The sequence below is a fragment of the Bradyrhizobium sp. NBAIM03 genome (assembly GCF_020194055.1).
GTDB classification, from domain to species: domain Bacteria; phylum Pseudomonadota; class Alphaproteobacteria; order Rhizobiales; family Xanthobacteraceae; genus Bradyrhizobium; species Bradyrhizobium yuanmingense.
On the sequence record NZ_JADYVS010000014.1, the window covers coordinates 117582 to 129911 of the forward strand.

The following is a 12330-nucleotide window of genomic DNA, read 5'->3' on the forward strand; positions in this document are numbered from 1 at the left end:
CAATAATACAGGGTGGAGACGTCCGCGATGGCCAGCCTCTCGGCCTCGAACCATGTCGCCCGTGTCTTGTCCGTCGCCAATCATGTGGCCGACGTCGATGCCTCCTCGCGGATTGCGAGTTCCTGGCGGCGCTGCCTCGTCAACCACAAGCTCGATCCCGCCCGCCAGGGCCCACCGCAGACGCTCACCGAAGCCGAAATCCGCCATGTCGCCGAGCCGATGGAGGAGACGATCCGGCTCGTCACGCCCGAACTCGACGATCTCGCCCGTGTGCTGCACGACGCCGGCTACTGCGTCAATCTCGCCGATGTCAACGCGACCATGCTGTTCAGCCGTCTGCCGGGCGAAGCCGATGCAAGGATGTTTCTGGATTGGAAGATCTACACCGGCTCGAACTTCGCCGAGGCTTGCGAGGGCACCAATGGGCTCGGCACCGCGCTGGCCGAGCAGAAGCCGATCCTGGTGCATCGCGACGAGCATTTTCGGGCGCAATGGCACATGTTCTCCTGCGCGGTGGCGCCGCTGTTCGATCCGGTCGGCCGGCTCGCCGGTGCCGTCAACATCACCTCCTGCCGTGAGGATCTGGAGCGCGCCGCGCATCAGCTTGCACTCGCGGTGACGATGGAGGCGACGCGGCGGATGGAGGGTGCGATCTTCCGCGGGCATTTCCGCAATGCCTGGATCGCCACCGTGCCCGGTGACGGCGGCAGCGGCCTCGTCGCCTATGATGACGACCGCCGTATCGTCGGGGCCTGCCGCTCGGTGCGTGCGCTGCTCGGCCTCACCGACGGCATGATCGCCTCCGGCATCGACCTGTCGCGCTATCTCAAGTTCGACCATCACGCTGCGCGTGGCAGCGGCGAGATCGTCGAGCTGCGCCATGGCGACGGCCGTCCGTTGGGGCAGGGGCATGTTGCTCCGCCCCTGCGTGCGAGATCGCATGCGCCGCGCCGCGATGCGCAAGTCGATCGCTTTGATGCGTTGCACCGGCTCGCCGGCCGCGACCCCGGCCTGATCCGAAGCGTCAAACGGCTGCGGAGCATCGGCGATCACAATCTGCCGGTGCTGCTGCATGGCGAGACCGGCGTCGGCAAGGACGTGTTCGCGCGGGCTATTCACGGTGCGAGCAACCGCGCGCGCAACAATTATGTCGCGCTCAATTGCGCGGCGATGCCGGAAAGCCTGATCGACGCCGAGCTGTTCGGCTACGAGGCGGGCGCCTTCACCGGCGCGCGGCGCGAGGGTTCGAAGGGCCTGATCGTGCAGGCCGACGGCGGTACGCTGTTCCTCGACGAGATCGGCGACATGCCGATCGGCTTGCAGACGCGCCTGTTGCGCGTTCTGGAAAACCGCGAGGTCTGGCCGCTCGGCGCGCTCAAGCCCGTCACCGTCGATATTCGCCTGATCAGCGCCACGCATCGCGATCTCGGCCGCATGGCGGAAGCGGGGGCCTTCCGCGCCGACCTCTATTTTCGCCTGCGCGGCATCGAAGTGCGCCTGCCCGCCTTGCGCGAGCGCGCCGACCGCGACGACATTATCCGCCAGATCGCGCGGGAGGAGGCGCCGAGCTGCCGGCTCTCGGAGGAGGCATGGTCGCAGCTCGCGGCCTACCCGTTCCCCGGCAACATGCGCCAGCTCCGCCACGTGCTGCGGCTCGCCGGCTGCACGGCGGAAGATGGCGTCATCACCGATGCCGATCTCGATCTGCCGCCGTTTGGCGGACCGACGGAGCCTGATCTCGAAGCAGCCGAGCGTGCGACGATTGTCGCGGCGCTACGTAAGCATGATGGCCGCGTGACGGAAGCCGCGCGCGCACTGAAGCTCAGCCGCGCGACGCTCTATCGCAAGATCAAGCAGCTGAAGATCGAGACGACGCAGTAGCTCTTTCTTCCCCTCTCCCCTTGTGGGAGAGGGTGGCTCGCCGCGCCGCGGCGAGACGGGTGAGGGGTCTCTCTCCGCGTATGACTCTGGTGAGTTTGCAGAGAGATACCCCTCATCCGGCGCTTGGCGCCACCTTCTCCCACAAGGGGAGAAGGAAGAAAGCGAGCACTCGTCCTACGAAAAATCCGTCCAGCTCAGATGTCGTGCGTCGAGATCGCCGATCGTCACGTTCTCGCGGAGTTCTCGTGGCGTGTGGAAATTGCTGCGCAAGTACACGAGCGGCGTGACGGCAGCGGAATGCGAGGCGCTGCGGACCTCGCCGACGAAGATCGAATGCGTCGTTGTCTCGAACTCCTGCGCCAGCACGCAGTCGAACGCGGCCACCGCGTCCGCCAGCACCGGTGCGCCGGTCACGCCACGCGTCCATTGCCCGAAGGCGAAGCGATCGTCGCCGTCGACGCCCTTCTGGCCGCTGAAGGTGAGGGCGAGCAGCGCGTGATCCTCATGCAAGAAGTTGATGGCGAAAGCACCTTCCTCCCGGATGCGGGCATGGGCGCTGGCGTTGCGGTTGACGCAGACGATCAGCGAGGGCGGCTTGTCCGACAACGAGCAGGCCGAGGTCACCGTCAGCCCCGTGCGCCTGCCGTGCTCGGCGCCCACCGTGACCAGCGCTACCGCGCCGGCACATTGGCGCATCGCCTGCTTGAAGTCCTTCGCGTCCACCGTCACGCGGAAATCTCCCAGAATAGAAGCGGGTGCGGCACGATCGCGCCGCACCCGGCGCCAAGAGTCTAGCATGATCTCTTCGGAAAACCGCTATGCACTTTTCCGGATCATGCTTGCGTCAAGCCGCCTTCTTCGCGGAGCCGAGATGCGCAAGGCGCGGCATCACCTCGTTCTTCAGCAGCGAGAGCGAGTGGTGCCAGGCCTCGGCCTTGTGCTTGTAGTCGAAGCCGAACACGAGTAGCACGCCGAAGCCGCCGACCTCGTCGTAGATCTTCTCGATCTTCTCGGCGACCGTCGCGGGCGAGCCGACGATCCAGTTCCGCTTGGCGCAATATTCGACCGTGACGTCGCTGTCTGGCACATCGGGCGCGTGCTTCAGATAGTCCTTGAAGCCGAAATGCCCGAGCAACGGCAGGAAGTACTCGCTCATCATTCGGCCCATCATGTCGCCGGTCGAGAGCTTCCAGGCCTCTTCGTCGGTGTCGGCGACGAATACCTCGCGCACCAGGCGCCAGTCCTGGCGGTTTGGCTTGCGGCCGGTCTTGGCCGCCCCGATCTCGACCGAGTCCCAATGGCTCGAGACATAGGCCGGGTTGAGGTTGAGGCTCATCGGGATGAAGCCGCGCTCGCCGGCGAGCTTCAGCGTGTCCGAGTTCTTGGAAAGGCCAGCAACGCCGATCGGCGGATGCGGCGCCTGCAGCGGCTTGATATGAGGCTTGAGGAAGTCGAACATCGTGTCCGGCTTGGTCACCGTCCAGTACTTCCCCTTGTGGGTGAAGGGTGCAGGCTCGGTCCACAGCTTCAGGATGATCTCCAGCGCCTCGCGTGTCATGTCGCGGTTCTGCCCGCTCATGCCGTCGACGTTGAACATCGCCCAGTCGCTCGGTAGCCCGCTCGCCGCCACGCCGAAATTGAGCCGGCCTTCGGAGAGATGGTCGAGCATCGCGACGCGGTTGGCGAGCTCGGCCGGGTGGTGATAGGGCAACAGGAAGCCGCCCGGTCCGATGCGAAGCTTCTTGGTTTGCATCAAGGCCTGCGCGATCAAGAGGTCCGGCGTGGGATTGGGTTCCCAAGGCGCGGTGTGGTGCTCGCCGACCCAGGCCTCCTGGTAGCCAAGCTCGTCGAGCCAGCGCATGACCTGCAGGTCCCAGTCGTTGCCTTCCTTGAGGCCGCACTCCGGCGGATGCGAGGGCATCGTGAAATAGCCGATCTCCATGGGTTTCCTCATCTGATGTTGACGCGTCTTGTCGCGCGTTGACGGAGTTGAGTGACGAAGTGTCAGCAAGCGGTGTGCCAGCGCGGCGAAGCCTCAAATTCAAGAGAAAAGGCTGGTTTGCCCGCGCAATAGCCGGTATCTCGACGGGAGCCTGCCGGACATCGTCTCATATGTCGCGAGACGGCGTCTTGGCCATGAGACGAGGACGAGACTTGAAATGACCGAACCCGCCTATGTCGCGGTGGACTGGGGCACCAGCAGCTTCCGGCTCTGGCTGGTCGATCGCGCCGGTCAGGTGCTGGCCGAGCGCCGCAGCGGCGAAGGCATGCTGGCGGCGGCGAAGACCGGCTTTCCCGCGGTGCTGCAAGCGCATCTGGCCGCGGTCGAAGCGCCCGCGCATCTGCCGGTTCTGGTCTGCGGCATGGCCGGTGCCAAGACCGGCTGGGTCGAGGCCGGCTATGTCGACACGCCGGCACGGCTCTCCGCCGTCCTGCAACAGGCCGTGCGTGTCCCTGGCGAAGCGTGCGACATCCGCATCCTGCCGGGTATCGCCCAGCGCGATGCCAAGGCGCCGGACGTCATGCGCGGCGAGGAGACGCAGTTGCTCGGCGCGCTCGGCCTCGATGCCGCGGGCGAGGCGCTGGTCTGCATGCCCGGCACGCATTCGAAATGGGTTCGGGTGAAGGACGGCACGGTCGAGCGCTTTTCCACCTTCATGACCGGCGAGCTGTTCAGCGCTGTCTCGCGCGAGACGATCCTGTCGCTCGCAGTCGCCGGTGCTGATGACGCCGAAGACATCGCGAGCTTCAAGGCGGCCGTGAAGGCCGCATTCGCCGCCCCGGCCTTCGCCGCCAACCTGCTGTTCACCGCGCGGTCGCGCCAGCTTCTGTTCGGCGGCACGCCGGCCGCGGCGCGCGAGACGCTGTCGGGCACGTTGGTCGGCGTCGAGCTGGCGGCGGGCCTCTCCGGCACGGTGCCGCAAGCGGGCGTCCAGCTGATTGCCGCGGGGCGGCTTGCGGTGCTGTATCGGCTGGCATTCGAGGCGCTCTCGGTAACCGCAAATCCGGTCGATGCGGATGAAGCCGTCCGCCGCGGCCTGTCGATGGCGGCAGCCGCGATCTGGACGAAGTAGAAAGGACTGCGAGAGATGAGCGTTCCCTTTCCGCCGATGCAGCGGCCGCTGGTCGCGATCCTGCGCGGCATCAAGCCTGAGGAGACCGAAGCGATCGTCGGCGTCTTGGTCGAGGCCGGCATGACCGCGATCGAGATCCCCCTGAATTCACCCGATCCGTTCCGCTCGATCGCGCTTGCCGTGAAGCTCGCGCCATCAGGCGTGTTGATCGGCGCCGGCACGGTGCTGACGACGGCAGATGTCGATCGTCTCAACGATGTCGGCGGCAGGCTGATGGTGTCGCCCAATGTCGACACCGAAGTGCTGGCGCGCGCGCATCAGCATCGCATGGTGACCATGCCCGGCGTGTTCTCGCCGACCGAGGCGCTGCTGGCGGCGCGCGCGGGCGCGTCGGGCCTGAAATTCTTTCCGGCGAGCGTGCTCGGCGCTGCCGGCATCGCCGCGATCCGTGCCGTGCTGCCGGCAGGCGTGATGATCGCCGCCGTCGGCGGCGTCTCCGACCAGAATTTTGTCGAGTACATCAAGGGCGGGGTGACCGCCTTCGGGCTCGGCTCCAGCCTCTACAAGCCAGGCATGACGGCAACAGATGTCGCAGCCCGCGCAGAGGTGACAATTGCCGCTTACGATCGGGCAATTGAGAAAGATTGAGCCGACAATAAACTAGCCGTAATCCTGACTTGGTCTATTCTGCCATATGGTGGCGCGATGCCGACATGCGCGCATCGTGTTATGCGACTGGCTGAATCAGGAGACCGACATGGCGATCAACAACGTGGCCGATCTGTTCGTGGCAACGCTCGAACAGGCCGGGGTCAAGCGCATCTACGGCATCGTCGGCGACAGCCTGAACGCGCTCACCGAGGCGCTGCGCCGCCGCGGCACGATCGAATGGATTCATGTCCGGCACGAGGAGGTCGCGGCCTTCGCGGCGGCCGGCGAAGCCGAGATGACCGGGAGCCTCGCGGTCTGCGCGGGCTCCTGCGGCCCCGGCAATCTGCATCTGATCAACGGCCTGTTCGACGCGCATCGCAGCCGCGTTCCCGTGCTGGCGATCGCGGCGCAGATCCCGACCGCCGAGATCGGCGGCGGCTATTTCCAGGAGACGCATCCGCAAAACCTGTTCCGCGAATGCAGCCATTATTGCGAGCTGGTGTCGGACCCGAGCCAGCTGCCTTTCGTGCTGGAGAATGCAATTCGCGCGGCGGTCGGCTTGCGCGGCGTTGCCGTCGTCGCGATGCCCGGCGATGTCGCGTTCCGGAGTCCTCCGAAGCGCGCGCTGTCGACGACGCGTGGCCTTGCACTGGCTCCGCCGAAGGTCGTGCCGCAAGCGGATGAGCTGCAGGCGCTCGCGGATCTCCTCAACGGCGCCGAGCGCATCACGCTGTTCTGCGGCCGCGGCTGCGCCGGCGCGCATGCGCCTTTGATGCAACTCGCTGAAGCGCTGAAGAGCCCGATCGTGCACGCGCTCGGCGGCAAGGAGCATGTCGAATACGACAACCCCTATGACGTCGGCATGACCGGCTTCATCGGCTTCTCCTCGGGCTACGCCGCGATGCACGCCTGCGATGCACTGGTGATGCTCGGCACCGACTTCCCCTACAAGCAGTTCTTCCCTGATGATGCGAAGGTCGCGCAGATCGATATCCGCCCGGAGAATCTGGGGCGGCGCTGCAGGATCGATCTCGGTCTCGTCGGCGACGTCAAGCTCACCATCGAGGCGCTGCTGCCGCTGCTCAAGACGAAGACGCAGCGCAAGCATCTCGACGACGCCGTCGCGCATTACAAGAGGGCCCGCGAGGGCCTCGATTCGCTAGCCAAGGGCACGCCCGGAGCCAAGCCGATCCATCCGCAATATCTCGCCAAGGTCATCAGCGACCATGCCTCCGACGATGCCGTCTTCACCGCCGATGTCGGCACCCCGACGGTGTGGGCGGCGCGCTATCTCGACATGAACGGCCGCCGCCGGCTGATCGGCTCCTTCGTGCACGGCTCGATGGCCAATGCCATGCCGCAGGCGATCGGGGCGCAGGCTGCGCAGCCCGGGCGCCAGGTCATCTCGCTCTCCGGCGACGGCGGCTTCACCATGCTGATGGGCGACCTGATCACGCTGACGCAGGAGAAGCTGCCGGTGAAGGTGGTCGTCTTCAACAACGGCGTGCTCGGCTTCGTCGCGCTGGAGATGAAGGCGGCGGGCTTCGTCGACACAAATGTCGACCTGGAGAACCCGGATTTCGCCGCGATGGCGCGCGCGATGGGCATCTTTGCCAAGCGCGTCGAGGATCCCGGCGAGCTTCCGGGCGCGATGAAAGAGATGCTGGCGCACAATGGGCCGGCGCTGCTCGACGTCGTCACCGCCAAGCAGGAGCTGTCGATGCCGCCGACCATCACGGCCGAGCAGATCAAGGGCTTCAGCCTCTGGGTGCTCCGCGCGGTGATGAACGGCCGCGGTGACGAGGTGCTCGACCTCGCGAAGACGAACCTGTTGCCGCGGTGATATCAGCCGGCGCGGTGGTTCACCTCTCCCCGCCGAGGAGAGGTGAACGTCTGCCAGTGCAGCACGACGCCGATCAGCATCGCCGGCACGAAGCCGAGCGCGATCAGGAAATGCGGCAGCTGCTTCGGCGAGATGAGGGCGATGGCGATATCGGAGATCAGCCACAGCGCTGCGAACATCACCGCAAAATCCGTTCGCGGGCACCGCAGGTAATAGAACACGGCGGTGATGACGATGGCCGGGCCGATCGCGATGCCGATCATGATCGCGGTCAGCTCCTTCGGCGTCAGCGTGTCGAGCACCATCGATGCCAGCAGCCAGAGTGCGGCGAACATGGCAACGATGTCGAGCGGATGCCGCAATCCAATTCCTCTGGCGAAAGGCGCGCTATCGTTGGGGCCGGAGCTGCGGCCGTCAAGTCAAAATGGGCTTATTCCTCGTCACTTCCAGGCGTCGGGCGCAGCATGAAGTGACCGAAAGCGGTGGCGATCGGCCTCGTCGCATCGTCCTGCCAGGCCCGCGCCTCGAAGGCGACGATACGTCGGCCCTGCTTCACGATCGAGACGTCGGCAAACGTGTCGAGCGCGCGTCCGGAGCGCAAGTAGTTGACGGTGAGGCCGATCGGCTTGGGCGGTGCGCTAGCGCCGAGCTCCCGCGCCACGCCGATGATGGCGGTGGTCTCGAGGAAGGCGCCCGTCATGCCGCCATGGATCGCCGGCAGGATCGGATTGCCGATGATCTGCGGCGAGAACGGCATCGTCAGCGTGCCGTCATCGTTGACGCGGATGCCGAGCGCGCGCGCGAACGGGCTGCGCGCAAAGGGCCCGTCCGGATCCTCCGGCGCCTCCAGCGTCGGGATGCTGCGCGCATCCATCCGGCGGTCGGCGAGCATGTTGGTGCGGTTGGCGCCGATCATGAAGCAGGCGGTCGCGGTCGCGACCGGATCGTCCTCGGACTCCTGATAGGCGGTGGAGCGCACGAAGGCGATCGAGCGCGTGGTGCGGTAGCAGACCGAATGCGCTTTGATGTCGAGGCCGGGCGTTGCCGGCTTCTGGTAGTCGATGCGCAGATCCAGGGTCGCGATCGCGCGGGTGCCGTCGAGCGCAAGTTGCACCGCCATGCCGCAGCTCTCGTCCAGCATCGCGGTGACGACGCCGCCATGCAGCACGCCGGTCGCGGTGTCGCCGACGAAGACCGGTCGATAGGGCAGGCTGGACCAAGCCTCGCCAGGTGCGAACCGGTCGAGCTGGAGCCCGCTGATATGGCCGTAATCGGAGCGGCGGCCCTTGATGGCCTCGGCGAGTTCCTCGAAGGCAAGCGTGGTCGGCGTGGTGCTCATGGGGACCTTCTAGACCAGTGTCGGGCCTCGCGCAAAATCCCGAATGAGCCCCGCATGGGACGGTTTGGTCTCGACAGGGCGCGCCGAAGCGTCGATGTTGGGCGCTTCGTTCGTCGATGAACTGCAAGGAGCGCCCATGGCCGACCCCGAAACGCCCTCGACCGCCCAGGGGCCCGTCACCATTTCCACCTCCAGCGCCGAGCGGGCGCCGATCATCTATTTCGACGGCGCATCCTGCTTCGGTCACCACAACGGCGCGATCCAGATCGAGCTTGCCGCAAACCTGTTGATGCCGGTCGGCGCTGCCGTCAGGGTCGACGTGGTCCAGACCGCGCATCTGCGTTGCAGTGTCGCCGCAGCACTGGCACTGCGCGAAGCCCTCGAAAAGGCGCTCGCGATGTATCAGCAGGGTCAGAAGCAGCCGGTGGCGGAGGAGATACCGGCGGTCAAGAACTGAGGCTGTTGCGATCGCGTATCGATGCGATCGCACACTTGCTAAAGCGAGATCCATGCCACGGGCTCGCTGCAACCTCTCCCGCTTGCGGGAGAGGTCGCGCCGAAGGCGCGGGTGAGGGCTTTCTCCTCTAGGGGATTGTCCCATCGCGGAAACACCCTCTCCCCAGCCCTCTCCCGCAAGCGGGAGAGGGAGTGCACCTCCGCCGTAGCGATCGAACTGATCTCATCACGCTCTAGTAGCCTACATGCACCTTCGGTTTCTTGCCGCCGTTCCACTTGCCGTCGAGCGCGCGCTCGATCTGGGCGGCGAGCTGCAGCAATAGGCCGTCATTGGCCTGCTTGGCGATCGCCTGGATGCCGAGCGGCAGGCCGTGGTCCTGGCTTGCCATCGGCATCGAAATCGCCGGCATGCCGCAGAGATTGGCGAGCGGCGTGAAGGTGAAGAAGCGCCACAGATTGTCGAACCAGTCGCGCACATCAGGATTGTCCGAGATGGTGAGATATTCCCTGGTGCCGACCTTCGGCGTCGGCAGCGCCGTGATCGGCGTCAGGATCACGTCCCATTGCTCGAAGAAGCTGCCGAAGCCGCGCGAGGTCGTGTTGAACACGGCCTGCATCTTCGCCCGCTCGGCAAAGCTGGTGTGGCGCCCGGCTTCCCAGATGCGGATGTTCATCGGCTCGATCAGATCCTCCGGCGGCTTTTCCAGTCCGCGCGCAGCGAGCATGTTGGAGATCACCACCGCGAAGTTCGAGATGTAGCAGGTGGTCTGCGCCTCGAAGGCGGCCGGGAGGTCGATCTCCGGCAGCGCATAGTCGACGTGATGGCCGAGGCCTTCGAGGAAGCGTCCGGCCTTCTCCAGCTCGGCAGCGAGCTCGGGCGTCGCGGTGTAATTGCCCCATGTGTGCGACAGCGCGATGCGAAGCTTGCCGGGATCGCGCTTGATCATCTCGCAATAAGGCTGCGCCGTGGTCCAGAACGGCATGAACTCGCCGGGCGCAGGCCCGCGCGCATGATCGACGAAGGCGGCAGTGTCGCGCACCGAGCGCGACTGGCAGCCCTGGATCGAGACGAGGCCGGTCAGGTCCGACATGTGCGGCGCGAGCGAGAACACGCCGCGCGAGACCTTCAGGCCGATATTGCCGTTGACGCCGGCGGGAATGCGGATCGAGCCGCCGCCGTCGGTCGCATGCGCGATCGGCACCACGCCCGCGGCCACCATCGCCGCGCTGCCTGCCGATGAGCCGCAGGTGGTGTAGTCCGTATTCCAGGGATTGCGCGTGACGTAGACGGCAGGATTGTCGGCCGACGAGCACACGCCGAATTCTGGCGTCGTGGTGCGACCGATCAGGTTGAGCCCCGCCTGACGGAATTTGCCGGTGAGGAACGTATCGGCGCTCGCGCGATTGCCGCGCATCAGCAGCGATCCCATCTCCTGCAGCCGGCCCTTCATGGTCGGTCCGAGGTCCTTCATCAGGAAGGGCAGACCGGCGAACGGACCTGCGAGATTGGCGCCGTCCTTGGCGGGATCGGCGATCACGTCCTCGAACAGCTCGACCACGCCGGACAGCGCTGGATTGACCTTGGCAACGCCCGCGGCGGCCTGGCGCGCCAGCTCCTTCGCCGTCAACTCGCCCTTGCGAACGCGCCCCGCCAGCGCGACGCCATCGTGCTGTGCCCATTCATTCCAGCTCATCGGCAAAGTCATGAAGTCAAATCCCCTTAAGGCCGCGGCGTCACCTTTTTCGCAACGGCCCGCGTGAATCAACCGAGGCGCCACGAGGGGCAGGGTTGCGCCCGGCGGAGAGGTCGGGCTGCCGGCTATCAATCCGACAGTCGTGCGATCGCTGCAACCGGGCCGCCGCCGGCCGGCCCCTGATGCTCGGCGCCGCCGGACACGTAGACCGCGCCGGTGCCGGCAAGGCCCGCGATCAGGCCGCCGACCGCTGCGCGGGCGTGGCGTGTCGAGCTGATGTCAGTGTCTTCAAGCATGGTGTGGCGGAAGCCGCGCACGGTGCCGTCCGGCGAGGCCTCAGCCTTGGCGAAGATGTTGACGAGCGTGCGGCCCGCGGTGGTTTGCGGCGCAGCGCCGAGCCCGACACTGTTCAACGCCGATAGCACCGCCGCGGCGTCGATCGCATCCTCCATCACGGCATGGCCGATCTCGAACTCACTCGCTGAAGATGCCGAGTTGCCGAGCACGATGACGACGTTATGCATCAGCTCGATCCCCGACGAGGTCGAGGCCACCTTGGAGAACAGATCATAGCGCCGCAGCACGTCCTCATCGTCGAGGTCGGAGCCGATCTCGCCGAGCGCGACCGCAACGCCGAGCGCGGACGCGCCGCGCGAATAGGCCATTGAGCTGTAAGCGCTTGTCGTTGCCGTTGTGTTGCCGCGGGCGTTCGCCGCCGCAGCGCGCTCGCTGGTCAGCAGCGGGCACTTGATCTGAACGAAATGAACGTCCGCGGGATCGTTGATGCCGGCATCGGCCATTGCGGACTGCACGGCCTTCGCTGTCTCGGCGATTTGCGCGGCGCGGCCGAGTTCCTCGGGCAAGAAGTCCCGCGTGTGCGCCATGCCGATGCTGAGGCGCTTGCCGGAAAGGCCTGCCGGGCGCTCGGCCTCGCTGCGCGTGAACACCGTGATGTGCGGGCTCAGCACGCCCTCGGTGCCGCCGGACATCACGAAGGCGATACGCTGCTCGACTGCCTCCGCCGACAGGCCAAGCTTGGGTGCCAGCGCCGTACATAGCGCGGCCACCGCGTATTCCCGGGTAAAATCGTTGACGCCGCCGTTACCCTCGGTCTTGCCGAGAACGGCGAGGATCGAGGTGGGATCGATCGCGCCGGAGCCGATCAAGTCCATCAGGCCGGAGACGTCGCCGGGTCCCGTGGTGGCGATCCTGAAGACGCCGACCGATGTGGTACGCATGATTGGTCCTCGTGCGGAGAGTTCATTGGCCCGGCGGGAACAAGCAGGCGCGGAACGCGGGGCCGATGTCAAGTCGCCGCGCCCCCACGAATGTGGCGAGATCGCATCGGTCGGGCAAAAAATCCTCTGTCGACGGTTGCGCACCGCACCTTGA

Annotated in this window: 11 protein-coding genes; 5 read left to right on the forward strand and 6 right to left on the reverse strand. The window is 66.1% G+C overall.

The genetic code is table 11. The annotated features are described in order from the left end of the window. The first annotated feature begins 27 nt into the window (after positions 1-27). A complete protein-coding gene (locus I6F21_RS21685; RefSeq protein ID WP_225142149.1) occupies positions 28-1881 on the forward strand; it encodes a sigma-54-dependent Fis family transcriptional regulator in 1854 nt (617 codons plus the stop codon). Between the two features lie 174 nt (positions 1882-2055). Here I6F21_RS21685 and I6F21_RS21690 read toward each other — a convergent pair whose 3' ends face one another. Together I6F21_RS21690 and I6F21_RS21695 are read right to left on the reverse strand one after the other, a co-directional pair. After that, entirely contained in the window at positions 2056-2610 is a 555-nt protein-coding gene (locus I6F21_RS21690; RefSeq protein WP_036009648.1) for a flavin reductase family protein, read from the reverse strand. Positions 2611-2725: 115 nt separating this feature from the next. Next, positions 2726-3823 (reverse strand): LLM class flavin-dependent oxidoreductase, encoded by a 1098-nt coding sequence (locus tag I6F21_RS21695; protein WP_157284997.1) that lies wholly within the window; start codon positions 3821-3823, stop codon positions 2726-2728. 217 nt (positions 3824-4040) lie between these two features. Here I6F21_RS21695 and I6F21_RS21700 point away from each other — a divergent pair, with 217 nt between their 5' ends. The 3 genes from I6F21_RS21700 to poxB all read left to right on the forward strand — a co-directional run bounded on the left by I6F21_RS21700 (position 4041) and on the right by poxB (position 7449). Next, entirely contained in the window at positions 4041-4955 is a 915-nt protein-coding gene (locus I6F21_RS21700; RefSeq protein WP_225142148.1) for a 2-dehydro-3-deoxygalactonokinase, read from the forward strand. 15 nt (positions 4956-4970) lie between these two features. Continuing rightward, a complete protein-coding gene (locus I6F21_RS21705; protein WP_225142147.1) occupies positions 4971-5603 on the forward strand; it encodes a 2-dehydro-3-deoxy-6-phosphogalactonate aldolase in 633 nt (210 codons plus the stop codon). Positions 5604-5712: 109 nt separating this feature from the next. After that, entirely contained in the window at positions 5713-7449 is a 1737-nt protein-coding gene (gene poxB, locus I6F21_RS21710; RefSeq protein WP_225142146.1) for a ubiquinone-dependent pyruvate dehydrogenase, read from the forward strand. A gap of 2 nt (positions 7450-7451) precedes the next feature. Here the strand turns inward: poxB and I6F21_RS21715 are convergent, their stop codons facing one another. Continuing rightward, entirely contained in the window at positions 7452-7811 is a 360-nt protein-coding gene (locus tag I6F21_RS21715; protein WP_225113897.1) for a hypothetical protein, read from the reverse strand. A 68-nt stretch (positions 7812-7879) separates the two neighbouring features. Continuing rightward, the gene (locus I6F21_RS21720; protein ID WP_225126717.1) at positions 7880-8788 is read right to left on the reverse strand and encodes a PaaI family thioesterase; all 909 of its coding nucleotides are present in this window, start codon (positions 8786-8788) and stop codon (positions 7880-7882) included. 136 nt (positions 8789-8924) lie between these two features. Here I6F21_RS21720 and I6F21_RS21725 point away from each other — a divergent pair, with 136 nt between their 5' ends. Then, a complete protein-coding gene (locus I6F21_RS21725; RefSeq protein WP_036009675.1) occupies positions 8925-9245 on the forward strand; it encodes a hypothetical protein in 321 nt (106 codons plus the stop codon). Positions 9246-9477: 232 nt separating this feature from the next. Here the strand turns inward: I6F21_RS21725 and I6F21_RS21730 are convergent, their stop codons facing one another. Continuing rightward, positions 9478-10950 carry an amidase gene (locus tag I6F21_RS21730; RefSeq protein WP_225142144.1) on the reverse strand — a complete coding sequence of 491 codons (1473 nt, stop codon included), beginning with the start codon at positions 10948-10950 and terminating at the stop codon, positions 9478-9480. Positions 10951-11066: 116 nt separating this feature from the next. Beyond that, entirely contained in the window at positions 11067-12176 is a 1110-nt protein-coding gene (locus I6F21_RS21735) for a ring-opening amidohydrolase (protein WP_225142143.1), read from the reverse strand. Positions 12177-12330: the final 154 nt, after the last annotated feature.